Raw genomic sequence first — 25,292 nt, forward strand, 5'->3', positions numbered from 1 at the left:
CATCGACTGAAACCTGTACCGACGACACACGAGGAGTTCTGCCATGAGTGACCATACGTGGTTCATCATCGCGATGGTGATCTATCTGATCGCCATGCTCGGCATCGGTGTCTGGAGTTACCTCCAGACCGACGAATACGAGGACTACATGGTGGGAGGTCGCGGCCTCCACCCGTTCGTGGCCGCCCTGTCCGCCGGTGCCTCGGACATGTCAGGCTGGCTCCTCATGGGTCTTCCCGGAGCCCTGTTCGTGTCCGGCTTCTCCGAGATCTGGATCGCTGTCGGTCTGCTCATCGGTTGCTGGTGCAACTGGAAACTGGTCGCCCCGCGCCTGCGCAGCTACACCGAGATCGCCAACAACTCGATCACCATCCCCTCGTTCCTGGAGAACCGGCTGCGCGACAAGAGCCATACGCTGCGCATCCTCTCGGGCGTCATCATCCTCGTCTTCTTCGTCTTCTACGTCGCCTCCGGCATGGTCGCCGGCGGCCGTTACTTCGAGTCCAGTTTCGACGGCGACTACCTGACCGGTCTGGCCATCATCGGCGCGGTGACGGTGCTCTACACCTTCGTCGGTGGCTTCCTCGCAGTCTCCTACACCGACGTGGTCCAGGGCTCCATGATGTTCCTGGCGCTGATTCTCGTGCCCACCTTCGCCATCCTCAACGTTGACAACCCGGGTGACATCTTCACCTTCCAGCTGGACAACACCTACGGTGATGCGGCGAACGAGATCGCGGCGAATTCCGGCTGGTTCAACCCGGTCAGCGGCGTCGGATTCGTCACCATCGTCTCGGGTCTCGCCTGGGGCCTCGGCTACTTCGGTCAGCCGCACGTCATCGTCCGCTTCATGGCGATGCGGAAGCCCTCGGACGCCACCGCCGGCCGTCGCTGGGGTGTCGGCTGGATGGGCCTCTGCCTGGTCGGCTCGGTCTTCATCGCGATCATCGGCCCCGCCTTCTTCGCCCAGAACGGGGACGCCTCGTTCTCCGACATCACGAACTACGAAACGATTTTCCTGGACATCGCCAAGGTGGTCTTCCACCCGCTGATCGCCGGTCTGATCCTCACCGCCGTTCTCGCCGCGATCATGTCCACGGTCTCCTCCCAGCTGCTGGTGGTCGCCTCCGCACTGGTCGAGGACATCTACGCGGGCCTCATCAACAAGTCCGCGACGGACAACACGCTGAAGAACCTCTCGCGTGCGATGATCATCATCGTCGCGATCATCGCCGCCCTGGTCGCCCTCGACCCGGATTCCGCCATCCTCGGCCTGGTTGAGTTCGCCTGGGCCGGCTTCGGTGCCTCCTTCGGCCCGGTGGTCGTCGCCGCACTCTTCTGGCGCAGGCTCAACGTGCCGGGTGCGGTCGCAGGTATGGCCGCCGGTGCAGCCGTCGCTTTCATCTGGGGTGGACTGCCCCAGTTCAATGTCATGGACAAGCCCTTCGGTCTCTACGAGATGATCCCGGGCGTCATCATCAATATCCTCGTCATGGTCATCGTCACCCTGAACACCAGGGAGCCGGATGAAGAGGTCGTCACCGAATTCGACGAAGCCACCCGCCTGGCGCGCCTCGCCGAGTCCGACAAGAACCTCGACATCGCCTCCGCCCGCGACAAGATCCTCGCCGAGGACGGGAAGACAGTCACCCGCTGATCAACGTCCCGGTGTGAACCGGAAGGCCGGTCGTGGAGTCCAACACAGTATGCGACTCCCACGACCGGCCTTCGTCATTGCCACGGTCTGCGCCGCCCTTGCCGGCGCACTCCTCCTCCCCCTTCCCCGGGAGGACGCCGTGACGCCCGCTGGGGGAGACCGGCGTCTCGTCGCCTCGCTGCTCGACGAAGTCCCGACAACGCAACGTCGGATCCATGTCCTCGGCTACGACCGAAGTCACTTCGGCGGGTGGGAAACCGGGGTCACCGCCGAGGGCGCGTTGTGCACCACCCGGGAGCGGGTGATGCTGGAGATCTTCGACGCCACAGTCCCGGCCGACGGTGGACGCACCACGTGCCCGCGGGCCGGGGGCTCAGCCACCGACGTCTACACCGGGGATCTGATCTCCCCGTCGGAGGTGGAGATCGACCATGTCGTCCCGCTGGCGGCGGCCTGGGACCACGGGGCCTATGCCTGGGACCGCGCCAGGCGGGTCGCCTTCGCCAACGACCTGGACCGGAACCTCCTGGGGGTCTCCGGGCAGGCGAACCAGGCCAAGAGCGACGGGACACCGGCCGAATGGCTTCCCCCACTGTCCGGTGCCGCTCCGTGCGCCTACGTCGCCCGCTACCTGACGGTCTCCGTCGGGTACGGACTGAGTGTCAGTGAACCCGACGTCTCCGCCGCCCGGGTCGCCTGCCGACTGTGACCGCCCCGGAGAAGGACCTGCCCCACCCGTACAGAAATCCACCACCCCTCAGGTCGGTTCCGGAATCTCCCGGTGACCTGAAAGGTGGTGGATGTCAGTGGGCGGAGCGCCGCCGACTAGTCGCGGTCGCGCCGACCCCGGTAACCGCCACGGTCCCCACCGCGGTCGTTACGGTCGTTACGGTCGTAGCGGTCGTTGCGGTTGCCACGCCAGCTGCTGCGTCCACCGTGGTCACGGTTACCGTGGTCGCGGTTGCCCTTGTCACGGTCGAAACGGCCCCGGTCGGAGTAGCCGCCACGGTCGCCGCGTCCACCGCGGTCGTCACGGTCACGGCCACCGCGTCCACCGTATCCACCACGGCCACCGCCACGACGGTCACCGTCGCGGTCATCGCGGTCGCGACGGTTGCGGGCGGGACGGCCGGCCGGAGCGCCCGGGTCGGGCTCGATGTTGATCAGCTTGCCCGAGATCCGGGTCTGGTCGAGCTGCTCGAAAACGTCCTTCGGCAGATCCGCCGGCAGCTCCACGAGGGAGTGCTCGGAGAAGATGCTGATCCGGCCGAAGTCACGGGAGTTCAGACCGCCCTCGTTGGCCAGGGCACCGACGATGGCACCCGGGCGGACGCGCTGACGGTGTCCGACGCTGACGCGGTAGACGGCAAGTTCCTTGCCGTTGCGGTCGGTGACCTTCGGGGCGTCCCTGTTGAAACGCTCGGAGAAGGGACGGTGCACGCCCGAATCCTGCTCGCCACGGTCCCAGTCGTCGCGGGTGCGACGCTCACGACGCTGCGGCTCCTGGATCTCCTGGACGTAGAAGGCCTCGCGACCCTGGAGCTTCGCGGCCAGAGCGGCGGCGATGTCCGTCGGGGTGACGTCATTGGCCTCGGCGTACTCGGTGACGAGTTCACGGAAGATGTCGACCTGCTTGCCCTTGCGGGCTTCGGTGATCGAGGTGAAGAACTTGTTCTTGCGGGCCTCGTTGACCTCGTCGACACCCGGCAGCTGGATCTCGTTGGGGTGGGACTTGGTCGCACGCTCGATGTTCTTCAGCAGACGACGCTCACGCGGGGTGACGAAGAGGATCGCCCGACCGGTGCGGCCGGCGCGGCCGGTACGGCCGATACGGTGCACGTAGGACTCGGTGTCCCGCGGGATGTCGTAGTTGAAGACGTGGGTGATGCGGTCGACGTCGAGGCCACGGGCGGCGACGTCGGTCGCCACCAGGATGTCCAGTCGGCCGTCCTTGAGCTGGTCGACGGTGCGCTCACGCTGGTTCTGCGCGATGTCACCGTTGATGGCCGCAGCCTCGAAGCCACGGGCCCGCAGCTTGTCGGCGAGCTCCTCGGTGTCGCTCTTGGTCCGCACGAAGATGATCATCGCGTCGAACTCGGTGACCTCGAGGATGCGGGTCAGCGCGTCGAGCTTGTTGCGGTGCGACACCATCAGGTAGTCCTGCGTGATGTTGTCACCGGTCCGCTGCTCGGACTTGACGGTGTATTCCTGGGGGTCGTTGAGGTACTGCTTCGACAGACGACGGATCGCCGAGGGCATGGTCGCGGAGAAGAGCGCGACCTGACGGGAGTCCGGGGTGTCGGCGAGGATGCGCTCGACATCCTCCTGGAAGCCCATGTTGAGCATCTCGTCGGCCTCGTCGAGGACAAGGAAACGCAGGTGGGACAGATCCAGGCTGCCCTTCTCCAGGTGGTCGATGATACGGCCCGGGGTACCCACGATGACCTGCGCGCCACGGCGCAGGCCGGACAGCTGTGCGCCGTAGGGGGCACCGCCGTAGATCGGGAGGATGCTCACGCCACCGATGTGGCTGGCGAAGGACTCGAAGGCGTCAGCCGACTGGAGCGCGAGCTCACGGGTCGGGGCCAGGACGAGCACCTGCGGGTGGCGCTCGGTGGTGTCCAGGCGGGACAGGGCCGGCAGCGCGAAGGCCGCGGTCTTGCCGGTACCTGTCTGGGCGAGGCCGACGACGTCGTGCCCGTCCATCAGAGCCGGGATGGTGGCCGCCTGGATCGGGGACGGCGTGACATAACCGACCTTCTCCACCGCGGCGAGGATGCGGTCAGGCAGGCCGAGGCCCGCGAAACCGGATTCAGTCTCAGTATCGTTGTTGTCTGCAGGATTTTCTTCGGTGACATCCCTGTCCGCGGTGTTCTCGGAATCATCTGCGCCCACAATGTCACCGACGCTCAGGGGGGATTCCCCGGAGGTCTCGAGCAGATCGTTCTGAGTAACCGTCGACTGGGAGGTGTCCGGCTGGTTCTCGTCGCCGGAAACGTTCTCAGTTTCAGTCATTACCCCCATCATAGGTGCCCGCGGCACCAAAAGCGATTCGGCCGAGTCTACCCCAGATTGAGCCCATGATGTGGGACAGGGGGCATCACCATCTAGGATGATCTGCGTGACTGACCCCGCTTCCCCCGACCTGTCCTCGCCGTCCGGTACGCCCACCCCGCCCGGACCGTCGGCCAGCACCACCCGCCAGCTGCGCCGCGCACTGACCCACCGGCACATCCACTTCATCGCCCTCGGGTCGGCCATCGGCACCGGCCTGTTCTACGGGTCCTCCGGAGCCATCGGCGCCGCCGGCCCCGGCGTCGTCTTCGTGTACCTGCTCGGCGGCGCGGTCGTGTACTTCATGCTTCGCGCCCTCGGCGAGATGTCCGTGGCAGAGCCGGTCGCCGGTTCCTTCGCCGAGCACTGCCGCCGATTCCTCGGTGGCTGGGCCGGTTACATCACCGGCTGGATGTACGCCTTCGAGATGATCATCGTCTGCCTCGCCGACCTGACCGCCGTCGCGCTGTACATGAAGTTCTGGTTCCCGGACACCGCCAGCTGGGTCTGGGTCGCGGTGGCCCTGATCATTGTCGCCGCCGCCAACCTCGCCTCCACCCGCTGGTACGGCGAGCTGGAGTTCTGGTTCACCCTCGTCAAGGTCACCGCCGTCGTGGCGATGATCGTCGGCGGCGCCGCGATTCTCGTATTCAACGTCGACACCGGCGGATCCGCGGGCATCGACAACCTGTGGAATGACGGCGGCATGTTCCCCAACGGTGCCACCGGCGTCCTCAGCTCACTGATTCTCGTGCTCTTCGCCTTCGGCGGTACCGAGGTCATCGGCGTGACCGCCGGCGAGGCCAAGGACTACAGGACCGCCATCCCCAAGGCGATCAACACCGTCCCGGTGCGCATCCTGCTGTTCTACGTCCTGGCCATTCTCGTCATCGTCTCGGTGACGCCGTGGCGCGAGATCACCGGAGAGGAGTCCCCCTTCGTCCAGATCTTCAGCACCCTCGGCGTCAGCTGGGCGGCCGGTCTGCTCAATGTCGTGGTGCTCACCGCAGCACTCTCGGCGATCAACTCGGACCTCTACGGTGCCGGACGCATCATCTTCGGCATGGCGCGCGAGCACCTCGCACCCTCGGTCTTCGCGAAACTGAGCAGGAACGGTGTCCCGGTGACGACCGTCGGAGCGATGCTCTGCGTCCTCGTCATCGGTGTCGCCCTCCAGCTCTGGAACGCGACCGCCGCGGATCTCTTCGAGTCCATCGCCGCGCTGGCGACCTTCGCCACCGTCTTCGTCTGGCTGATGATCCTGCTGGCCCACCTCGCCAGCCGCTACGGCTGGGGTGGCGGGGAGAGGGTCGACCCGGAATCGCTGTCGTTCCGGGTGCCGTTCTGGCCCTGGGGACAGTATCTCGCGATCGCCGTCATCCTCGTCACCTTCGGCACGATGTTCTGGCTCGCGGAGTACCGCTCGGCGCTGCTCGCCGGTGTCATCTTCACGGTCGGCATGAGCCTGCTCTATCCCCTCTCCCGGCACCGTACACGGTCGACAGACCAGGGCCTCACGGGGCAGCAGGGGGATCCGGAGACCCCGTCAACCCCGTAAACAGACATGCGACTAGGACGCCATGTGGGGTTTGAACTACCGTAGGGGGTGAACCGGCACCCCACCCGGGAGCACACCCGGAAACCGACGCGTCCGGAACCCCCGTCAGATACCGTCTCCACGACTTTGAACAGGACCCCTATGACTGCACAGGCCCCCGCCAACCAGAGCGACTGGAGCAACCGCATCGCCCTGGCGCAGGAGATCCTCCCGCTGATCACCCGGCTGCACAACGAGCACAACGTCGTCACCTCGGTGTTCGGTCGCCTGCTCGTCAATGTCACCGACATCGACATCATCAAGAGCCACCGCTACGCCCGTCTGGTCACCGACCGCGAGCTGCCGCTGAGCTCCACCCTGCCGATCCTGCAGGAACTGGTGGAGATGAACCTCGGTACCGCCTCGATCGACCTGGGCCGGCTGGCCACCGGTTTCGAGGCCGAGGGTGGCAGGAACCTCCGCGAGTACCTCGAGCGTGAACTCGCCGACGTCCTCAACCAGCACATCGAGAAGGACCCGGTGGATATCGTCCTCTACGGCTTCGGCCGCATCGGACGCCTGCTGGCCCGCATCCTCATCTCCCGCGAGGCAACCTACGGGGGTGTCCGCCTCCGCGCTGTCGTCCTGCGCAAGAAGAGCTCCGACGACATCGAGAAGCGTGCCAGCCTGCTGCGCCGCGACTCGATCCACGGTGCCTTCGACGGGACGATCACCGTCGACGAGGAGAATGAGATCATCTGGGCCAACGGCACCGCCATCCAGGTCATCTACGCCTCCGACCCGTCCGACATCGACTACACCTCCTACGGCATCAACGACGCCATCGTCGTCGACAACACCGGCGTCTGGCGTGACCGCGACGGGCTGTCCCGCCACCTGGAGTCCAAGGGCGTGTCCAAGGTCCTGCTCACCGCACCGGGCAAGGGCGACGTGAAGAACATCGTCTACGGGATCAACCACGGCGACATCGCGCCGGAGGACCGCGTCCTGTCCGCGGCGTCCTGCACCACCAACGGCATCACCCCGGTGCTCAAGGTCATCGACGACCGCTACGGCATCGTCCACGGCCACGTCGAGACGGTCCACTCGTTCACCAACGACCAGAACCTCACCGACAACTTCCACAAGGGTCCGCGTCGTGGCCGCTCCGCCGGCCTGAACATGGTCCTCACCGAAACCGGTGCCGCCAAGGCCGTCGCGAAGGCACTCCCGGAGCTGGCCGGCAAGCTCACCGGTAACGCGATCCGCGTCCCCACCCCGGATGTGTCGATGGCCGTACTGAACCTCAACCTGGACAAGGAGACCACCCGCGACGAGGTCAACGAGTACCTCCACAAGGTGGCACTGCACTCCAACCTGCGTCAGCAGATCGACTACATCAAGTCCCCGGACGTGGTCTCCTCCGACTTCGTCGGTTCCACCCATGCCGGCATCGTCGACGGCCTGGCCACCATCGCCGAGGGAAAGAATCTCGTGCTCTACGTCTGGTACGACAACGAGTTCGGCTACTCCAACCAGGTGATCCGCATCGTCGAGGACATCGCCGGAGCCCGCCCGCAGGTGTACCCGACCCGGATGGAGCCCGCCGAACTGGCGTAGGTTTCCGCTCCACAGGGCCTGCACACGACAACGCCCACCCGTCCGGAACACCGGACCGTGTGGGCGTCGTGCTGCCGGGGTCAGCGTGCAATCAGCACGGAAGACGCTCAGGCGTGCTCGTCACTGTTGCCGTCATCGCCGTCTTCCCCGTCCTCCTCCCAGAACTCTTCGAGCGGCACCAGGAGCTCCTCCCAGGCCGAGGCCTGCTCCTGCGCGACGAAGAGGACATCGAAAAGCCGGTCGAAGTCCTGGTAGGACCCCAGTTCGAGGATCTCCTCGGTCATGTCCGCGATGTCGTGGACCAGGCCCTCCAGGATCCGTTGACGGTCAGCCTCGGAGGAATGGAAGACACCGTCTGTGACGTCCTCCGGATCCGGGTCCACTTCCTCATCCCAGATCTCACCGACCGCCTGGTCCATGAGATCCTCGAAGTCCTCGCCGAGGGTGACGAACTGCACCCGCGCAGTGGGGGTACCTTCCTCGCCCTCGAAGGTCACGACGATCTCCGAGCTCTCCCCGACCTCCGCGCTGACCGTCAACGCGTCCACCGGATCCTGGACGAACTCGAGGTCGGCGATGCGGGGGTCAGTGCCCTCCATGAGATCGCGGACCGTGCCGACCACCAGGTCGGTGGCGACGTGGCGGGCCACCGTGGCGACGGCGTCCTCCACCGAGAAGACGACACCGACGAGGGCTGCCTCGAACTCCTCGTCATCCTCGGAGACATCAGCCATGGCCAGGAAGACGTTCGCACCGGGGATCCCGGTCCCCCCGGTGATGTCGACGAACTGGACCTCCAGATCCTCCGACACCGGAACGAAGAGGGTGCCGTCATTGACGCGGGATTCAATCCCCTCCGCGTCGAGTGCTTCAGCGATGTCCACATAGAAACCCACGAGGGGAACCTCCTACGGTCCACTCCGAACGGGTCTCGCCCCGGGCACATCACCCGGGTACGCCGTCGGAACCGTCACCCATGCTAGCCGACACCGGACCGACCGGGAGTGCCCCTGGCGGAGAAGCAACTGAAAATATACTTTTTGTCCCCGGTTCCCCGGACAACCCCTTCGACATCGTGGTACAGGACACATGTAGTAGGGTGGTTGGTCGAGATTGACAACATCATGAAATGAGGCGAGGACCTGCTGTGAACAGCTCCAATTTCGGTTCCAACGAATGGCTGGTCGACCAGATGTACCAGCAGTTCAAGGAGGACCCGCAGTCCGTGGACAAGGAATGGCGGGACTTCTTCTCCGAGGGGAAGACCACCGGTGACGCGACCCCGGCAGCCGCTCCGAAAGACACGACCGTGACGGCCCCGGCGACCACCCCCGCCGCCGCCCCGGTGACGACCCCTAAGACCGCTCCGGCCGGCGTCCCGTCCACCCCCGCCGCGGGGCGTCCGGTCAGTGCCGCAGCTTCCATCAGCGGCAACGTCGCACCGTCGGCCAACCCGATCCCGACCCGCGTCGCTCCCCCGGCACCGAAGGGCGCCGCCGAGCCGCTCACCGCGGGTGAGGCGAACCTCAAGGGCGCCCAGCGTGCGATCGCCAAGAACATGGACGCCTCCCTGACGATCCCGACGGCCACCACCGTCCGGGACATGCCGGCGAAGCTCATGTTCGAGAACCGGGCGATGGTCAACGACCACCTCCGCTCCCAGGGCCGCGGCAAGATCAGCTTCACCCACATCCTCGGTTGGGCACTGATCAACGCCGTCAAGGCGCACCCGACGATGAACAACAGCTACAAGGTCATCGACGGCAAGCCGGCTGTGGTCACCCCCGAGCACATCAACCTCGGACTGGCCATCGACCTCGTCTCCAAGAACGGCAGCCGCAACCTCGTTGTCGCCGCCATCCGTGAGTGCGAGACCCTCACCTTCGAGGGCTTCGTCGACGCCTACGAGGACATCGTCGTCCGCGCCCGCCAGGGCAAGCTGACGATGGACGACTTCTCCGGCGTCACCATCCAGCTGACCAACCCCGGCGGCATCGGTACCCGCCACTCCGTGCCCCGCCTCACCAACGGTCAGGGTGCGGTCATCGGTGTCGGTGCCATGGACTACCCGGCGGAGTTCGCCGGCGCCTCCCAGGACCGTCTCGCCGACCTGGGTGTCGGCAAGCTCGTCACCGTCACCTCGACCTACGACCACCGCATCATCCAGGGTGCGGAGTCCGGCGAGTTCCTGCGTGACATGAGCCGCCAGCTCATCGACGACGGCTTCTGGGACGAGATCTTCATCTCCCTGCGCATTCCCTACGCCCCCACCCGCTGGTCCCAGGATATGCCGGATTCCGGCGTGGACAAGTCCACCCGGGTCATGCAGCTCATCGAGTCCTACCGTTCCCGCGGCCACCTCATCGCCGACGTCAACCCGCTGCACTGGGCCCAGCCCGGCCTGCCGGTGCCGGACCACTCCGACCTCGACATCGAGAGCCACGGCCTGACCCTCTGGGACCTGGACCGTAAGTTCAACGTCGGTGGCTTCGCCGGTCGCGAGACGATGACCCTGCGTGAGGTCCTCGCGACCCTGCGCCAGGCCTACACCCTCAAGGTCGGCTCCGAGTACACCCACATCCTCGACAAGGACGAGCGTCTCTGGCTGCAGGAGCACATCGAGGCCGGTCAGCAGAAGCTGTCCAACCCCGAGCAGAAGTACCTGCTGCAGAAGCTGAACTCCGCCGAGGCTTTCGAGAACTTCCTCCAGACCAAGTACATCGGCCAGAAGCGCTTCTCCCTCGAGGGCGCCGAGGCCCTCATCCCGATGCTGGACGCCGCCGCGGACCAGGCTGCCGAGCAGGGCCTCGAAGAGATCGTCATCGGTATGCCCCACCGTGGTCGTCTCAACGTCCTGGCGAACATCGTCGGCAAGCCGTACTCCACCATCTTCGGTGAGTTTGAGGGCAACATCGAGCCCGCCGCCGCCGGTGGATCCGGTGACGTGAAGTACCACCTGGGCGCCGAGGGTGTGTACACCCAGATGTTCGGCGACAACGACATCAAGGTCACCCTGACCGCGAACCCGTCCCACCTCGAGGCCGTCAACCCGGTTATGGAGGGTCTGGCCCGCGCCCACCAGGACCTGTCCCCGAACGCCGAACAGCGTCCGATCATGCCGATCCTCATGCACGGTGACGCCGCCTTCACGGGCCTGGGCATCGTCCAGGAGACCCTCAACATGGCCCAGCTGCGCGGTTACACCGTCGGTGGCACGGTCCACGTCGTGGTCAACAACCAGATCGGCTTCACCACCACCCCGGACCGTGGCCGCTCCACCCACTACGCCACCGACATCGCCAAGGGCTTCGACGCCCCGGTCTTCCACGTCAACGGTGACGACCCCGAGGCCGTCGTCTGGGTCGCCCGTCTGGCCGTCGAATACCGCCGTCGTTTCGGCAAGGACGTCTTCATCGACATGGTGTGCTACCGCCGCCGCGGTCACAACGAGTCCGACGACCCGTCGATGACCCAGCCGGAGCTGTACAGCATCATCGAGGACCGTCCGACCGTGCGCTCCATCTACCACGACACGCTCGTGGGACGTGGCGACATCACAGCCGAGGACGCCCAGCGCGCCGCCGACGACTTCCACGGCCAGCTGGAGGCCGTCTTCAACCAGGTCAAGGAAGGCATCACGGCTGCCACCCCGGCCGCCCAGACCGGCATCGCCGGCGGTCAGGCCCTGACCACCGGCCTGGACACCTCCATCACCGCGGACGTCATCGCCGAGATCGGCGACAGCTTCTCCGTGGACGCCCCGGAGGGCTTCAACATCCACCAGCGGGTCCGCTCCGTGGTCAAGCGTCGCCACCAGATGTCCCGCGAGGGCAAGATCGACTGGGCCTTCGGCGAACTGCTCGCCTTCGGCTCCCTGGCCCGTGAAGGACGCCTCGTGCGCCTCGCCGGTGAGGATTCCCAGCGCGGTACCTTCACCCAGCGCCACGCGATCCTCTTCGACTCGGAGACCAACCAGCCCTTCAGCCCGCTGGAGGAGGTCGCCCGCAAGGCCGGCAACGGCGGTTCCTTCCGTGCCTTCAACTCCCCGCTCACCGAGTACGCCGGTATGGGCTTCGAGTACGGCTACTCCGTCGGCAACCTCGACGCCGTCGTCGCCTGGGAGGCCCAGTTCGGTGACTTCGCCGACGGCGCCCAGACCATCATCGACGAGTACATCTCCTCCGGTGAGGCCAAGTGGGGCCAGCTGTCGAGCGTCATCCTGCTCCTGCCGCACGGCTACGAGGGCCAGGGCCCGGACCACTCCTCGGCCCGTATCGAGCGCTACCTGCAGATGGCCGCCGAGGGATCGATGACCATCGCCCAGCCGTCCACCCCTGCCAACCACTTCCACCTGCTGCGCCGCCACGCTCTGGGCACCATGCGTCGTCCGCTGGTCGTCTTCACCCCGAAGTCGATGCTGCGCAACAAGGCCGCGACCTCCACCGTCGAGGACTTCACCAAGGTCACGAAGTTCCAGTCCGTGCTGGACGACCCGCGCTTCGCCGACGGCACCGCCGACCGCTCCGGGGTCAAGAAGGTGCTCATGTGCACAGGCAAGATCTACTACGACCTGGAGAAGAAGCGCGCAGAGGAAGGACGCGACGATGTCGCCATCGTCCGCGTCGAGATGCTGCACCCGATCCCGCACAACCGGATCCGCGAGACCGTCGCCGAGGGTTACCCGGGCGCCGAGGTCCGCTGGGTCCAGGATGAGCCGGCCAACCAGGGCGCCTGGCCCTTCCTGGCCCTCAACCTGCCGGAGCGGATCCCGGGCTTCACCATGAAGCGCGTCTCCCGCCGTGCCCAGTCCTCCACCGCCACCGGTGTCGCCAAGGTCCACCACCTTGAGCAGGAGGCCCTCCTCAACGAGGCCTTCGCCGACTAGCCCGCGGCCGGGCTTTCAGGGCCCTCAGGCACAGACCCCCGCACCGGATCATCCGGTGCGGGGGTCTGTGCCTTCTGTCTGTCAGCTGCCGCCTACTCCGCCGCAGCGCGCAGGTCCTCGGTCGTCACTCCCCCGGCGATGTCGTTGAGCGCCTTCCGGTCCGCCCGGTCCATCGTCGGCTTGGCGTACAGGGCCACGGTGTTCTGCGGCAGTGAATCATCATCACAGGCCACCGACTGGCCCGGATCCGCAGCCTGCAGGTCGGTGGGCAGGGCCGAGACCATCGTGGAGTGGGTGATGTCCCGCCACATGTCCCGGTCCACGCCCCCGGAGTCCTGCGCCTCCGCGTAGAGCCCCCGCAGTTCCTGCCCTTTGGCCGCGTCAAGGGTGTCCAGCAGCTCGCCGACGCACCCGGTGACCACGGTGAGTCCACCGTCGCGCAACTCCCCGATACGGTCACCGGCGTCCACCGTGGTCACCTCGACGCTGCGTCCGGCGTCCTTGAGCTTCGCACCGACCTTCTCCGCCAACGCCTGCTGCAACGGGTCATCGGTGGCCCCGACGGTCACGGGCCCGTCCGTGGACGCGGCGACAGCGGCCTGCTGCGGCACCGTGGCCGTCGAACTGCAGGACGCCAGCGGCAGGGTGAGTGCGGTCATCGCCGTCAGCGCGCCGGACACGACAACTACGCCTCGTCGGGTGCGGCCCATCAGAACCACACCGCCATGATGAGCACGACCAGCGCGATCCACGGGACCAGTCCCCACCACCGGTTGTGGTCGCTGGCCAGTGCCCCGGCCGTCGCCACCGCGCCTGCCACGGCATGCGGGATCCACAGTGTGTTCCCCGCGACGGCGAGAATCACGGCGAGGCCGCAGAGGCCGCCGGCGATCAGTCGGGTCATGGTTGTCAGTCACCCGGTCCTTCCCTCGGTTCGGTGCTGTCCGTCCCGACCAGAGTAGTCACTGACACCGGGGGTGCAGCGCAACGCCCCGCCACATCATGCACTGATCTGGTTGACTGTCATCATGAGCAGTCCCCTCTCCGTCGCAGAAGCACACTGCACCGTCTACCGCGCCGACAACCGGGCCGACAACCGGGACAGTTCATCCGGTGCCGCCGCTGCCGCAGGTTCTGCTGAACGCTTCGAGCTCAACACCACCACCGGCGACGTCGAGGCACTGCGCCACGCCCACGAATCTCTGGGCGAGGGGGACTTCTGCTGGGTCCATGTCTCTGAACCGGACGAGGCCGTCATGCACCGGATCGCGGAGATCTTCGGCATCCACGAACTCGTCGTGGAGGACGCCGTCACCGCCCATCAACGGGCGAAGCTCGAGCGCTACAAAAGTCAGCTGCTGTTCGTGTTGCGCACCGTGAACTACACCCCGGGTGGCACCGACACGGACCTCACCCCGGACGTCACCACCGGCGAGGCACAGGTGATTCTGGGCCGGGACTTCGTCGTCACCGTCACCCACGGTGAGGCTCCGGACCCCACCGACCGGGTCACGGAGAATCTCGAGCGGGTGTTCCTGCCGCAGACTGTGCTCTACTCCCTGGCCGACGAGATCGTCGACCACTACCTCGACGTGACCCTCCAGCTGGAAGACGATGTCAGTGCGATGGAGACCACCGTGTTCGCGCCGTCCATCTCCTTCTCCATCGAGGAGGTCTACCTGCTCATGAGGGAGGTCCTGGAGATACGGCACGCCATCGACCCCCTCACGGTGGCACTGAAGCTGCTGGTCTCCGACCACGACAACATCATCGACGACAGCCGGACCTATATCCGTGACGTGCTGGACCACCAGATCCTCGCCGCAGACCACACCGGCAACTACGCCGAACGGCTGGCGTCCCTGGTGGACGCCGCGGCCGCCAAGATCTCGCTGCAGCAGAACACCGACATGCGGAAGATCTCCGCCTGGGCGGCGGTGGCGGTGGTGCCGACGATGATCGCCGGGATCTACGGGATGAACTTCCAGGAGATGCCGGAGCTCGACTGGGCTTTCGGCTATCCGCTGGTCGTCTGTCTCATGGTCTCGATCTGCGTCGGCCTGATCGCCCTGTTCCGGCACAACCGCTGGCTCTGACACCTGCTGTGAGCGGTGCGTAGACCACGTCACGTATCCTCTGCTCTATGAGTGCTTCGCGAGTTTTCGCCGGTCGACTGGCCGGTATGATCCTGCTCGGTGCAGACGGCGAGTCCGTCGGCCGGGTCAGGGACGTGGTCGTGAGTATCGGCGCCCGTCGTCCGCGTGCCCTCGGACTTGTCGTCGAGGTCGCAGGGAAGCGCCGGATCTTCCTCCCTATGCTCCGTATCGCCTCGATCGATCCGTCGGAGGTGACGATGAACACCAGCTCGGTGAGTCTGCGTCCCTTCAAATCCCGGTCCGGCGAGGTCTCGGTCATGGACGATCTCATCGGTGCCCGCGTCCACATCGACGACCCGGAGCATGAGCATCTCACCGGTCGGGCGGTGGAGATCTCCGATGTCGAGCTGGAACTCACCCGCACCCGCGAGTGGGACATCAGCCGCGTCGCGGTGATCACCCGCGGCCGACTCGGTCGGCGGTCCTCACCGGCGATCGTCCCGTTCTCCCACGTCCACGGCCTCTCCGCCTCCGGCGCAGGCCCGCAGGACGCGGACGCCGAACTCATCGCCGAGTTCAAGGAGATGCGCAACGCCGATGTCGCGCAGACCCTCCACGACCTGCCGGTCGACCGTCGCTACCGGGTCGCCGGTGAGCTCGCCGACGAGCGACTGGCCGACGTTCTCGCCGAGCTGCCCGATGACGAACAGACCGGGATCCTGGAGACACTGACCATCGAGCGTGCCGCGGACATCCTCGAGGAGATGGACCCGGATGACGCCGCCGACCTGCTCGGTGAACTGCCCGACGACAAAGCTGACGTCCTGCTGGAGCTCATGGACCCGGAGGAGTCCGAGCCGGTGCGTCGTCTGATGAACTTCTCGCCGGACACGGTGGGTGCACTGATGACCCCGGAGCCGCTGGTCCTCACTCCGCAGGCGACCGTGGCCGAGGCACTGGCCCACGCCCGTAACCCGGAGGTCCCGCTGGCACTGAGCTCTCTGGTCTTCGTGGTGCGTCCACCGCAGGCCACCCCGACCGGACGCTACCTGGGATGTGTGCACCTGCAGAAGCTGCTGCGCGAACCGCCGTCGACGCTGATCGGCGGTATCCTCGACCTGGATCTCCCCGCCCTGCGTACCGATGACTCGATCGAGACCGCCGCCCGCTACTTCGCGACCTACAACCTGGTCTGTGGACCGGTGCTGGACGACAACCAGCACCTGCTCGGTGCGGTGGCGGTCGACGACCTGCTCGACGACCTCCTCCCCGAGGACTGGCGTGACGACGACTGGCGGGAACTCCGCTCCCCCGCCTGACCGGCGGACCCTCGCACTTCCACTGCACATCCACGGCGCAACTGCAGCCTGACCACCGCTCGAAGGAGGAACCGTGCCGGACAACTACGCCCGCACCGACCTGGACACCCCCACCGGGGCACGACGGAAGAAGCTGTTCTCCTTCGACGGGGACGCCATCGGTGTCGGCGCCGAACGGGTGGCCCGCTTCCTCGGCACCGGCAGCTATCTCCTGTGGCAGACCGTATTCGTCATCATCTGGATCCTGCTCAATATCGGCGGCATGTGGTGGAACTGGGACCCCTACCCGTTCATCCTGCTCAACCTGGCCTTCTCGACGCAGGCCGCCTATGCTGCACCTCTGATCCTGCTCGCCCAGAACCGGCAGGACGACCGCGACCGCGTCTCCCTCAACGAGGACCGTCGGCGCACCGCCGAAACGAAGGCGGACACCGAGTTCCTCGCCCGTGAGCTCGCCGGCCTGCGGATCGCCGTGGGTGAGAACGTGACCCGCGACTACCTGCGTCATGAACTCGACGACCTCACCGATCTGCTCCACCGTATCGAGGACAAGCTCGAGGACCGCGAGCATGACGACCATGACAGCCAGGACGGCCACTCTGACCGGCCTCGGTGATCCGGTCGGCCGGGTGTAACATGCCGGGTGATGTCTACTGTCACTGAAGAGGCTGTCCGCAGCGCGCTGTCGTCGGTTGAGGACCCGGAGCTCAACCGCCCCATCACCGATCTCGGCATGGTGAAATCCGTGACCGTCAACGGGGACGAGGTCGCGGTCGAGATCTATCTCACCATCGCCGGATGCCCCATGAAATCCACCCTGACCGACCGCACGCGGGAGGCCACGGAGAGTGTCGACGGGGTCACGAAGGCCACCGTCACCACCGACGTGATGACCGATGAGCAGCGTCGCGAGCTGCGTCTGAAGGTCCGTGGCTCGACCACGGAACCGGTCATCCCCTTCGCCCAGCCGGATTCGACGACCCGGGTCTACGCCGTGGCGTCCGGTAAGGGTGGTGTGGGCAAGTCCTCCGTCACCGTGAACCTGGCCACCGCGCTGGCCGCGCGCGGGCTCAACGTCGGCATCGTCGACGCGGACATCTACGGTCACTCCGTGCCCCACCTCATGGGCTCCACCGCCCTGCCGAACCAGGTGGACGACATGATCATCCCGCCACAGTCGCACGGCGTGAAGCTGATCTCCATCGGGCACTTCCTCGAGGGAAACTCCCCGGTCATCTGGCGCGGACCGATGCTGCACCGAGCGATCCAGCAGTTCCTCTCCGACGTCTTCTGGGGCGATCTGGACGTGCTTCTCCTCGACCTGCCGCCCGGTACCGGTGATGTGGCGATCTCGGTGGCACAGCTGGTCCCGAACGCCGAACTGCTCATCGTGACGACCCCGCAGGCCGCGGCCGCAGAGGTCGCCGAGCGTGCCGGCTCGATCTCCCAGCAGACCCGGCAGCGCATCGGTGGTGTGATCGAGAACATGGCCGCCATGGTTCTGCCCGACGGGACCGTGATGGATGTCTTCGGTTCCGGTGGCGGTCAGCACGTCGCCGACCGGCTGTCCGAGATCACCGGTTCCCCGGTACCGCTGATGGCCTCGATCCCGCTGGACCCGGACCTGCGCGTCGGGGGTGACGTGGGTAACCCGATCGCCGTGTCCCAGCCGGACTCACCTGCCGGCGTCGCTCTCGTCGCGCTGGCCGACAAGCTGGTGACCCGCCGTCAGTCGCTGGCAGGACGCCCGCTGAACCTCGGCGTCACCCGGAACTGATCCCCCGTAGTACCCCGCCACGATGAGGGAAACCGTCCTAGAGGACGTCCCCCTCGTCCATGGCTCCCCAGTCCGCTCCGCCGTCGGTCTTCTTCTGACCGGCGGCGGTGGTGTCTCCGGCTGCGGAAGACTCAGAAGATTCAGTAGTCTCAGCGGGCGCAGCGGACTCAACCGACGCTGCAGGTGCCTGACTGGAGGCCCCGGTGGACCGGGTGGACGCAGAAGCCGACCCACCCTGACCGGTGACCGCGCTGCTGACCCCGCGGGCCGAGGCCTCGATGTCGCGGAAGAACTCGGGGTCGTCGTCGAGCAGGGCCTTGCTCACGAGACCGCGGGCCCCCATGCGCCGCATGTCGTTGATCTGCGACAGCGGCTTACGGAAGTCCTCGAAGTCCTCCTTGAAGTCATCCCCCAGTTCCTCTTTCGCCGAGGTGATCGCACCCCGCGCGGCATGGATCATCGCCTTGACGTCCGTGATGATCCGGGGCAGCCGTTCCGGGCCGACCACGATGATGCCGACGATAACCAGGATGAGGATCTCGCCCCATCCGACGCTGGAGAACACCGTGTTCCACCTGACTTCCTGCTCTGTGCCCTGACCCGGGTGATTCTACCGCCGACCCCGCCCAGTCTGCGACACACGCAGCATGCGACGTACAGAGGTGGACAACCTGGCACCCAGCGACTCAGGGCGTCGGCGCCCGTCGAGCCCCACCCCGTCGTGGTCGTCCGCGTCGCCGGACGCGGCATCCCGCTCCCCGCAGGACGCCGGGATCCCGGTCAGCCTGTCGAGCAACGCCCCCGGGGCATGGACCTCAGACATCGTGCCTGCCTGGTCACGCATGCGTGCCGCCGCCTGGCGCTGTGCGCGGACCTCCTCGCGACAGTCACTGCAGTGCACCAGGTGCACCTTCGCGCGGCTTTCCGCACCGGCGGACAACTCTCCGTCCACCAGTGCTGCGACAGCTTCGGTCGTCAGATGGCCGACATCATTTCCCGACCACATAGCTCAGCTCCCCGGCCGTCCGGTCCAGGGCCGCCCGCAGCTGGGCACGGGCCCGGTGGATCCGGGAACGCACGGTACCCATCTTCAGTCCGAGGGTGTCGGCGATCTCCTCGTAGCTGAGGTCCAGTCCGTCACAGAGCACCACGGCCACGCGAAACTCCGGTGAGAGGTCGTCCAGTGCCCGGGCCAGTGCCGGGTCGAGGTGGTTGAACTCGAAGACGCGCTCGGGGCCGGGGTGCTCCCCGGCGACCCGCTCATAGTCCTCGGGCAGTGCCTCCATCCGGACGGTGGCCCGGTGGCGGACCATGTCGAGGAAGAGGTTTGTGGTGATGCGGTGCAGCCAGCCCTCGAAGGTCCCGGGGCGGTAACTCTTCAGCGACCGGAAGACGCGCATGAAGGTGTCTTGGGTGAGGTCCTCGGCGTCCTGCCGGTTACCGGAGAGGCTGTAGGCGAGGCGGTAGACACCGTCCGCGTGCTCGGCGACGAGATCCCCCCACTCCGGCATGTCCGCTTCTCCGCGGTCGAAGGCGCCGGTGCCGGAGACTGGGTCGCCGTCGGCGGAGGCACCGGAGGTGGGGTCGGGGGACACTGCGGAAGTCATGCGTTCCATTCTGGGTCACCGGGGTTGAGGTGCGGTACGGACCGGCTGGACGTTCTCTGTGAACCACCGGCATACCGCGGAGACTACTTGTTCCACCGACGAACATACAGGACGGCAACCCCAGACGAACAGCGCTTTCCCCGACTCGCCGGTACCTCCTCCGTCGGTCGGGGGTGGCCTCCCCCTAAGCTGGGCCCTGTGAATGTCAATACCGGATCAGCCCTCGACGCCGTGCGCACCTACATCAACGGCACCGCCGCCTCCGACGACAACCTCGACCGGGCGCAGACCGCCGCCGACGAGTTCGGTCTGCTGAGCCCGGATGCCGCGACCGGCGAGTTCCTCTCGTTCCTCGCCGCCCGCGCGACCGGTTCCGCCCAGCCCAGCGCCGTGGTCATGTCCCCGGCCTGTGGTGTCATCGGCCTGTATCTGTTCGCCGGGTTCCGTGGTGCCGGTAAGGAGCCGGTCGGCCACGTCACCTGCATCGACCCTGAGGCGCAGCATCAGAAGCTCGCGAAGGAGGCCTTCACCTCCGTGGGCCTGCGTCCCACCGCCTTCCGCTTCGTGCCCTCCGCCCCACTCGACGGCATCGGCCGCCTGGCGACCGACTCCTACGACATCATCGTCGCCGACGTGGACCCTGAGCTGCTCTCCGCCGCGGTCGACAATGCCCTGCCGGCGCTGCGCACCGGTGGCGTCCTCGTGCTTCTCGACGCCCTCCTCGACGGCGCGCCCGGGGATCCGGCCCGGACCGACCGTCAGACCGAGGCCGCCCGCGCCGCCGAGGTCCACCTGCGCGAGCTGGTGGACGCCGGCACCGTCTCGACCTCACGGCTGCCGCTGGGTGCGGGCATGACAGTCATCACCCGGCGCTGAACGGTGCTATCGTTCCTCCGGTGAATTCCATCACCGACTTCTATCACAGCGTCACCGACGTCGAGCACATCGTCTCGAGCTTCGGACTGATCGGCATCGCCCTGGTCCTCTTCGCCGAGACCGGGCTGCTCATCGGTTTCTTCCTGCCGGGCGACTCCCTGCTCTTCGTCGCCGGACTGTTCACCGGCGGGGACAACCCCGTGTTCCCGCTGTGGCAGCTCCTGGCCGTCGCCGTCGTCTTCGCCGTCATCGGCGACCAGACCGGCTACCAGATCGGACGGTGGGCCGGCCCGCCGATCCTGCGCTCCCGGGCGGCACGGTTGATCGGCGAGGAACGGATCGGCAAGGCACAGGACTTCTTCGCGACCCGCGGCCCGCACGCGGTCATCCTCGCCCGGTTCGTCCCGGTCATCCGCACCATCGTCCCGGTCCTCGCCGGCATCAGCGGTATGGAACGCCGCCGCTTCATTCCCTACAACATCATCGGCGGCGTGGCCTGGGCCTGCATCATTCCCGTCGCCGGGTACTTCCTCGGCGGTGTGGACTTCATCCGCGCCCATGTCGACCTCATCATCATCCTGCTCATCGCACTGTCGGTGATCCCGCTGGCCCTGGAATGGTGGCGCGGACGCCGCCAGGGGCGGGAGGACGCCGCGTCCGCCGGAGGAGCCACTACCGGCGTGAACGGCACAGACTCCGCCACCACAGCCCCGGTCCCGCCGCCCGCCTCCTGACCGCTGGTATACAGGGGTTCGTGAATCGCTTTCGACCTGAACTCCATGTGACCGCGGAGACCGGTGTCCTCGAGGCACCGGCCGGAGCCGTCAGGCAGGGTGATGCCCTGCACGTCTTCCACCAGTTCCGACCCACCCCGGACTCCGGCGCCCGCTGGGCGCACCAGATGGCGACCGGTCTCCCCTACGGCTGGGACGTCTGTGACGACGTCCTCGCTCCCGAAGGCGACGAGATCGACTGCCTGGCCGGATCCTCCGTCCTGGTCGGTGACGGCACCGTGGAACTGTTCTTCGTGACCACCACCCCCACCGACGGGGAGGCTGTCCGGGGCTCCGATCTGCCCCATGGCCGGCGCGGCCCCCGGGACTTCCGGATCCAACGCGCCCGGATCTCCGATCTCGCCGCCATCTCCGACGACGTCTCCGATGACCCGAGCGTCGTACGCCGGGAGGTCGACCGTCTCGGTCCGGTGGAGATCGACGACTCAGCCCACCCGGTCACCGCACTGGTGACTCCGAGCGTCATCCGGCACGACGACGGCTGGCTGATGGTCGCCCTTGACCTCGTCGACGACACCGCCGCCGACATCGTCGTGCTCACCTCCGGTGACCGGCAGCTCTGGACCGTCCTCGGTCCGCTGGAGATCACCGGGGACTCCCCTGACGCCGCCGTGCCGGAGGGACGCCCTTTCGCCCCGCGTATCGTCACCATGAGCGACGAACTCACCGACGAGACCAGCGACGTACTGTTCATCACCTACCCGGCAGACGGTGCTGACGGCGGCGAAGAGAGCGTCGGGGAGAACGCGGGCTACCTGGTCGGTACCCTCTCCGGGACAGTCTTCACGGTCGAGACCGGGTTCCAGCTCTTCGACAACGGCCACGACTTCACCCGGCCCAGGGTCGTCCAGGGTATCCCGGGCGTCCAGCCTGTCATCGTGGGCCTGGTGGGGACCTTCCCCGGCAACGGCTCAGCTACCTGGGCGAACTGCCTGTCGGTCCCCCGTTTCCTCACCCTGCGCGGCGGGCACCTGCACCAGGACATCGTCGGTGTACCGTCGGCGGTACGCTCCTACACCGACCGCGCGGCCGTCTTCACCGCCCAGCTCGACGTCTCCGCCGGATCGGTGACTGTCTCCCTCCTCGATGAGAAGGACGGAATGCTGGCCACCGTGCGGCACTCCGGCGACCGTGTCAAGGTCTCCAGGCCCTCCAGGGACGGTTCCGGTGACGTACGCACCGCAGAGCTGGCCGACGGCGACTCGGACACCCTCACCATCCTCGTCGACGGTCCGGTGTGCGAGGTCTTCGCCGACGGCGGGCTTGTCTCGCTGACCAGTTCGCTCCACGGCGAAGCGCCGTTCGCGAAGTTCCGGGTGGACACCGCCGCCGGGGCCCGCGTCCTGTCGGCGATGGAGTCACTGGGACGCCGTCTGCAGCGTCGACTGGCCCAGCTCGACAACCCGGAGGAGCAGGAGCGTCTCATCGCCGAGGCGGCACTGGCGGACCGGGATCTCGCCACGGAGCTCAGCGCCGGGGATGTGGCGGACTAGGATCCGTTGAAGCCCAGCGTGCGGGGGTCGCGGGCGAGTCGGGTCACGGTCGCACGTGCCGTGACCTCCATGACCGGGGGAAGGTCGGCGATCCGCTCCGCCAGCACCTTCGGGTGGATGTGTCGGGCCGACGGGCTCATCCCGATCTGTGCGGCGATGGACGCCTGGTCGAGGTGCATGACGAACTCGACATGCTCCGGCTCGCCGACCGGCACGAGGTAGCCGGATGCCTGGGTGATCATCCGTTCGACCTTGCCCTCCTCGACGTCGATGATGCCGAGCGGGGCGCGCAGCTCGCCGAGGTGTCCGACGTCCGGGGTGAGGACGACGACCTGTCCCTCGGGGGTGAGGACCCGGGCGAACTCTGCGGCGTTGCGCGGGGCGAAAATGACGGTCACGGCGTCGATGCTGTCATCGCGCAGCGGCAGCCGGGCCCAGGCGTCGGCGATGACGGCACCGACCCGCGGGTGGCAGTGGGCCAGCCGCTTGGCCGCCGGCACGGAGACGTCGATGCCGATGCCCCGGGAGCCGGGGACCGCGTCGAGGGTATGGGCGAGGTAGTACCCGGTACCGGCGCCGATCTCCACGACCGAAGGTCGGTCATTCTCGGAGACGTGGTTGTCGTCGAGGACATCGGCGACAGCGTCGGACACCGCCTCGACGAACGGGGCGAAGTGTCCGCCGGCGAGAAATGCCTCACGGGCGGTGATCATGTCGGCGTCATCGCCGGTGTAGCGCAGCCCTGCACCGCCGACGAGGGTGACATAGCCCTGACGGGCGACGTCGTAGCTGTGACCGGATCCCGAGACGATGGTCCGCCAGGACTCGTCCCCGGCACGCAGCGGGGTCCCGTCGACCGGATCGGCGAGCAGATCGATGACATCGGACAGCACGGTTGGGAATTCTCCTCGGACAGACAATGTGGGTCAGAACAGGTGGGGTGGGTCAGTGTGGATGACCGCTATTTACGGAGCCACTCTACAAGGGTACGGGCCGGGAACCCCGTGACACCGCTCACGGTGTCCCCGGCCGGAGTCGTGGCCGCGGCGGGTCCGGCGGAGTCCAGGTGGATATGGGTGACATCCCCGGTGAAACCACGCAGATACAGGGCGGAGTTGAGCAGGTCGGGACCATCGGGTTCCGGTGCGATGTCGGTCGGCAGCGGCATCGGCCACCACCGCTCCCCCACCTTCGCCCCACGCAGGGTGAGCCGACGGGCGAGTACCGGGTCCTCCGTGAACAGCGCACCGGTGCGGGTACCGAGGGCGGTCTTCGCCCCGGTGGACGTCGGGCCGGCACTGATGATCCGGCGCGGACGGTGGCGCTGTACCCCGTAGGCCAGCGCGTCCGCGGTGGCGAGCCGGGACACGGTCTCGGCCCGCCCGGTCTCGTCTCCGGTGACGTGCAGGGTGGTTGTCCTCCCACCGACGTGGGTGACGACCTCCTCGGGCCTCCCGGTCAGTGGTGGCCTCAGGTCCGCGGGCAGACCGGTGACCGGCACCAGGCCGATGACCTTCTGCGGGGAGTGCAGGCGGGACAGGGCGCTGAGCACCGCCGGGACCACTGCCCCACCGACAAGTACGGCGTCCGGACGGTCATCGGTGAGTTCGCCGTCGGCGGCGGCGGGGTCCCACGTGATCTCGACGAGCCCGGCGGTACGCGACGGGTCCGCACTGGCGGCCCGCACCCCGTCGAGGCCCTTACGTTCCAGCCAGTCACCGGTGCGGACCTTCACCCGCACGCCGGGACGCCCGTGGAACAGGGCCCGGGTCTGCTGCCGCCACCAGTCCAGGGTCATGGAACCGTCCGGCACCGCGCCGAGGGCGTCGGCCAGTGCGGCGGCGGCGCCGAGCTCGGCACCGAGCCGGAGCTCCCGGTCGGCGGCGGAGGCGGTGTCGCCGGAGACGGCGGAAAGGGCGATCCGGATGTCCCTCACGGCAGGAACGGCCAGGTCCGCCTCCGGAGCCCCTGCCAGCGGCGTATGACCGGCACCGACCAGCCCCTGCGCCAGGTTGCGCAGGTTGCGTCGGGTGGTGGACGCCGGGACGTGGACCTGGACAAGGTGCCGCTTCGCCTTGACCGGGTGGACGGCGACCAGGTCGGTGAGTCGTCGGACGAGCCGGGACCCCGCGTCGCGCCACCCGTCGTCACCGAGCCTGGGTTCTTCCGGGAGCTCCGCAAGGTCGGTCAGCGGGACGGGATGTTCCGGGACTTGAACCTCCCAGACGCCGTCAGCGGCCGGGCGGACCACAGCGGACGGGGTGGCGCGGACGATGATTCGGCAGTCGATGACCTCTGAGCCCGTGGCGGGGGCGCCGGAGGCGAGGGTCGGGATCGTGGTGCTCATTCCTGCGCAGTGCTCCTGTCCTGGCCCCTGTCCTGCAGGGTGTCGAGGTAGTAGTCGACCTCGGCGATGTCGTAGCCGCGACGCACCACCCGGAAGCGGGGTCCGTCACTGTCGTCCGTGCTCTCCGCCACCTCTTCGGGCCGACCGAATGCGGTCTGGACCAGCGCGACGAGGACGAGGCCCACCAGCAGCGCGGCGATGACGGTGATGAGCAGGTACATGGCGGTCAG

22 protein-coding genes are annotated in these 25,292 nt (G+C 67.2%); 12 read left to right on the forward strand and 10 right to left on the reverse strand.

The window, feature by feature from the left end:
* Positions 1-43 precede the first annotated feature (43 nt).
* Positions 44-1,657, forward strand: coding sequence for a sodium/proline symporter PutP (gene putP, locus CVA01_RS00390; protein ID WP_141327761.1), 1,614 nt, complete (start codon positions 44-46; stop codon positions 1,655-1,657).
* Positions 1,658-1,706: 49 nt separating this feature from the next.
* Positions 1,707-2,366, forward strand: a complete 660-nt coding sequence (locus tag CVA01_RS00395; RefSeq protein ID WP_141327763.1) for an HNH endonuclease family protein — start codon at positions 1,707-1,709, stop codon at positions 2,364-2,366.
* A gap of 116 nt (positions 2,367-2,482) precedes the next feature.
* Here CVA01_RS00395 and CVA01_RS00400 read toward each other — a convergent pair whose 3' ends face one another.
* On the reverse strand, positions 2,483-4,672 hold the full coding sequence (locus CVA01_RS00400; protein ID WP_141327765.1) for a DEAD/DEAH box helicase: 2,190 nt from the start codon (positions 4,670-4,672) through the stop codon (positions 2,483-2,485).
* Between the two features lie 97 nt (positions 4,673-4,769).
* On the opposite strand from CVA01_RS00400, the gene CVA01_RS00405 reads away from it, so the two are divergent.
* Together CVA01_RS00405 and CVA01_RS00410 are read left to right on the forward strand one after the other, a co-directional pair.
* Positions 4,770-6,269: an amino acid permease gene (locus tag CVA01_RS00405; RefSeq protein ID WP_373862647.1), complete on the forward strand. Its 1,500-nt coding sequence runs from the start codon at positions 4,770-4,772 to the stop codon at positions 6,267-6,269.
* A gap of 141 nt (positions 6,270-6,410) precedes the next feature.
* Entirely contained in the window at positions 6,411-7,868 is a 1,458-nt protein-coding gene (locus CVA01_RS00410; protein ID WP_073883983.1) for a glyceraldehyde-3-phosphate dehydrogenase, read from the forward strand.
* Between the two features lie 107 nt (positions 7,869-7,975).
* Here CVA01_RS00410 and CVA01_RS00415 read toward each other — a convergent pair whose 3' ends face one another.
* The gene (locus CVA01_RS00415; protein WP_141327769.1) at positions 7,976-8,764 is read right to left on the reverse strand and encodes a hypothetical protein; all 789 of its coding nucleotides are present in this window, start codon (positions 8,762-8,764) and stop codon (positions 7,976-7,978) included.
* Between the two features lie 233 nt (positions 8,765-8,997).
* Between CVA01_RS00415 and CVA01_RS00420 the strand changes: the two genes are divergently transcribed.
* A complete protein-coding gene (locus CVA01_RS00420; protein WP_174775580.1) occupies positions 8,998-12,753 on the forward strand; it encodes a multifunctional oxoglutarate decarboxylase/oxoglutarate dehydrogenase thiamine pyrophosphate-binding subunit/dihydrolipoyllysine-residue succinyltransferase subunit in 3,756 nt (1,251 codons plus the stop codon).
* A gap of 92 nt (positions 12,754-12,845) precedes the next feature.
* On the opposite strand, the gene CVA01_RS00425 is transcribed toward CVA01_RS00420, so the two are convergent.
* Both CVA01_RS00425 and CVA01_RS15155 read right to left on the reverse strand, forming a co-directional pair.
* Positions 12,846-13,463 (reverse strand): hypothetical protein, encoded by a 618-nt coding sequence (locus tag CVA01_RS00425; protein WP_244938065.1) that lies wholly within the window; start codon positions 13,461-13,463, stop codon positions 12,846-12,848.
* A complete protein-coding gene (locus CVA01_RS15155; RefSeq protein ID WP_073883980.1) occupies positions 13,463-13,657 on the reverse strand; it encodes a hypothetical protein in 195 nt (64 codons plus the stop codon). The genes CVA01_RS00425 and CVA01_RS15155 overlap by 1 nt, the downstream gene beginning before the upstream one ends.
* Positions 13,658-13,781: 124 nt before the next feature.
* Between CVA01_RS15155 and CVA01_RS00430 the strand changes: the two genes are divergently transcribed.
* The 4 genes from CVA01_RS00430 to CVA01_RS00445 all read left to right on the forward strand — a co-directional run bounded on the left by CVA01_RS00430 (position 13,782) and on the right by CVA01_RS00445 (position 17,945).
* Entirely contained in the window at positions 13,782-14,849 is a 1,068-nt protein-coding gene (locus CVA01_RS00430; RefSeq protein ID WP_244938066.1) for a magnesium and cobalt transport protein CorA, read from the forward strand.
* Positions 14,850-14,896: 47 nt separating this feature from the next.
* Entirely contained in the window at positions 14,897-16,168 is a 1,272-nt protein-coding gene (locus tag CVA01_RS00435) for a magnesium transporter MgtE N-terminal domain-containing protein (RefSeq protein WP_014010372.1), read from the forward strand.
* A gap of 73 nt (positions 16,169-16,241) precedes the next feature.
* Complete coding sequence (locus CVA01_RS00440) at positions 16,242-16,784, forward strand: DUF1003 domain-containing protein (protein ID WP_141327777.1); 543 nt, start codon at positions 16,242-16,244, stop codon at positions 16,782-16,784.
* Positions 16,785-16,814: 30 nt separating this feature from the next.
* On the forward strand, positions 16,815-17,945 hold the full coding sequence (locus tag CVA01_RS00445) for an Mrp/NBP35 family ATP-binding protein (RefSeq protein ID WP_141327779.1): 1,131 nt from the start codon (positions 16,815-16,817) through the stop codon (positions 17,943-17,945).
* 37 nt (positions 17,946-17,982) lie between these two features.
* Here CVA01_RS00445 and tatB read toward each other — a convergent pair whose 3' ends face one another.
* From tatB to sigE, 3 genes are read right to left on the reverse strand one after another with little or no spacing between them, the layout of a single operon-like run.
* Complete coding sequence (gene tatB / locus CVA01_RS00450) at positions 17,983-18,510, reverse strand: Sec-independent protein translocase protein TatB (protein WP_141327781.1); 528 nt, start codon at positions 18,508-18,510, stop codon at positions 17,983-17,985.
* 45 nt (positions 18,511-18,555) lie between these two features.
* Positions 18,556-18,951: a zf-HC2 domain-containing protein gene (locus CVA01_RS00455; RefSeq protein WP_141327783.1), complete on the reverse strand. Its 396-nt coding sequence runs from the start codon at positions 18,949-18,951 to the stop codon at positions 18,556-18,558.
* Positions 18,935-19,561 (reverse strand): RNA polymerase sigma factor SigE, encoded by a 627-nt coding sequence (sigE, locus tag CVA01_RS00460; RefSeq protein ID WP_141327785.1) that lies wholly within the window; start codon positions 19,559-19,561, stop codon positions 18,935-18,937. The genes CVA01_RS00455 and sigE overlap by 17 nt, the downstream gene beginning before the upstream one ends.
* Before the next feature lie 189 nt (positions 19,562-19,750).
* On the opposite strand from sigE, the gene CVA01_RS00465 reads away from it, so the two are divergent.
* From CVA01_RS00465 to CVA01_RS00475, 3 genes are read left to right on the forward strand one after another with little or no spacing between them, the layout of a single operon-like run.
* Positions 19,751-20,428: an O-methyltransferase gene (locus CVA01_RS00465; protein ID WP_014010378.1), complete on the forward strand. Its 678-nt coding sequence runs from the start codon at positions 19,751-19,753 to the stop codon at positions 20,426-20,428.
* Positions 20,429-20,448: 20 nt separating this feature from the next.
* Positions 20,449-21,162: a DedA family protein gene (locus CVA01_RS00470; RefSeq protein WP_014010379.1), complete on the forward strand. Its 714-nt coding sequence runs from the start codon at positions 20,449-20,451 to the stop codon at positions 21,160-21,162.
* Between the two features lie 20 nt (positions 21,163-21,182).
* Positions 21,183-22,715, forward strand: coding sequence for a glycoside hydrolase family 32 protein (locus CVA01_RS00475; protein WP_170209643.1), 1,533 nt, complete (start codon positions 21,183-21,185; stop codon positions 22,713-22,715).
* On the opposite strand, the gene CVA01_RS00480 is transcribed toward CVA01_RS00475, so the two are convergent.
* The 3 genes from CVA01_RS00480 to CVA01_RS00490 all read right to left on the reverse strand — a co-directional run bounded on the left by CVA01_RS00480 (position 22,712) and on the right by CVA01_RS00490 (position 25,283).
* Complete coding sequence (locus CVA01_RS00480) at positions 22,712-23,608, reverse strand: methyltransferase domain-containing protein (RefSeq protein ID WP_141327787.1); 897 nt, start codon at positions 23,606-23,608, stop codon at positions 22,712-22,714. The genes CVA01_RS00475 and CVA01_RS00480 overlap by 4 nt on opposite strands.
* A 68-nt stretch (positions 23,609-23,676) precedes the next feature.
* Positions 23,677-25,062, reverse strand: coding sequence for a M17 family metallopeptidase (locus CVA01_RS00485; RefSeq protein ID WP_141327789.1), 1,386 nt, complete (start codon positions 25,060-25,062; stop codon positions 23,677-23,679).
* The gene (locus tag CVA01_RS00490) at positions 25,059-25,283 is read right to left on the reverse strand and encodes a DivIVA domain-containing protein (RefSeq protein WP_014010383.1); all 225 of its coding nucleotides are present in this window, start codon (positions 25,281-25,283) and stop codon (positions 25,059-25,061) included. The genes CVA01_RS00485 and CVA01_RS00490 overlap by 4 nt, the downstream gene beginning before the upstream one ends.
* Positions 25,284-25,292 lie beyond the last annotated feature (9 nt).

The organism is Corynebacterium variabile (genome assembly GCF_006539825.1).
GTDB classification, from domain to species: domain Bacteria; phylum Actinomycetota; class Actinomycetes; order Mycobacteriales; family Mycobacteriaceae; genus Corynebacterium; species Corynebacterium variabile.

What these genes read in the sequence shown, in the direction of transcription:
- putP (WP_141327761.1), top strand. Translation starts at nt 44, where the DNA reads ATGAGTGACCATACGTGGTTCATCATCGCGATGGTGATCTATCTGATC.
- CVA01_RS00395 (WP_141327763.1), top strand. Translation starts at nt 1,707, where the DNA reads ATGCGACTCCCACGACCGGCCTTCGTCATTGCCACGGTCTGCGCCGCC.
- CVA01_RS00400 (WP_141327765.1), bottom strand. Translation starts at nt 4,672, where the DNA reads ATGACTGAAACTGAGAACGTTTCCGGCGACGAGAACCAGCCGGACACC.
- CVA01_RS00405 (WP_373862647.1), top strand. Translation starts at nt 4,770, where the DNA reads ATGATCTGCGTGACTGACCCCGCTTCCCCCGACCTGTCCTCGCCGTCC.
- CVA01_RS00410 (WP_073883983.1), top strand. Translation starts at nt 6,411, where the DNA reads ATGACTGCACAGGCCCCCGCCAACCAGAGCGACTGGAGCAACCGCATC.
- CVA01_RS00420 (WP_174775580.1), top strand. Translation starts at nt 8,998, where the DNA reads ATGAGGCGAGGACCTGCTGTGAACAGCTCCAATTTCGGTTCCAACGAA.
- CVA01_RS00425 (WP_244938065.1), bottom strand. Translation starts at nt 13,463, where the DNA reads ATGGGCCGCACCCGACGAGGCGTAGTTGTCGTGTCCGGCGCGCTGACG.
- CVA01_RS15155 (WP_073883980.1), bottom strand. Translation starts at nt 13,657, where the DNA reads ATGACCCGACTGATCGCCGGCGGCCTCTGCGGCCTCGCCGTGATTCTC.
- CVA01_RS00430 (WP_244938066.1), top strand. Translation starts at nt 13,782, where the DNA reads ATGAGCAGTCCCCTCTCCGTCGCAGAAGCACACTGCACCGTCTACCGC.
- CVA01_RS00435 (WP_014010372.1), top strand. Translation starts at nt 14,897, where the DNA reads ATGAGTGCTTCGCGAGTTTTCGCCGGTCGACTGGCCGGTATGATCCTG.
- CVA01_RS00445 (WP_141327779.1), top strand. Translation starts at nt 16,815, where the DNA reads ATGTCTACTGTCACTGAAGAGGCTGTCCGCAGCGCGCTGTCGTCGGTT.
- CVA01_RS00455 (WP_141327783.1), bottom strand. Translation starts at nt 18,951, where the DNA reads ATGTGGTCGGGAAATGATGTCGGCCATCTGACGACCGAAGCTGTCGCA.
- sigE (WP_141327785.1), bottom strand. Translation starts at nt 19,561, where the DNA reads ATGGAACGCATGACTTCCGCAGTGTCCCCCGACCCCACCTCCGGTGCC.
- CVA01_RS00485 (WP_141327789.1), bottom strand. Translation starts at nt 25,062, where the DNA reads ATGAGCACCACGATCCCGACCCTCGCCTCCGGCGCCCCCGCCACGGGC.
- CVA01_RS00490 (WP_014010383.1), bottom strand. Translation starts at nt 25,283, where the DNA reads ATGTACCTGCTCATCACCGTCATCGCCGCGCTGCTGGTGGGCCTCGTC.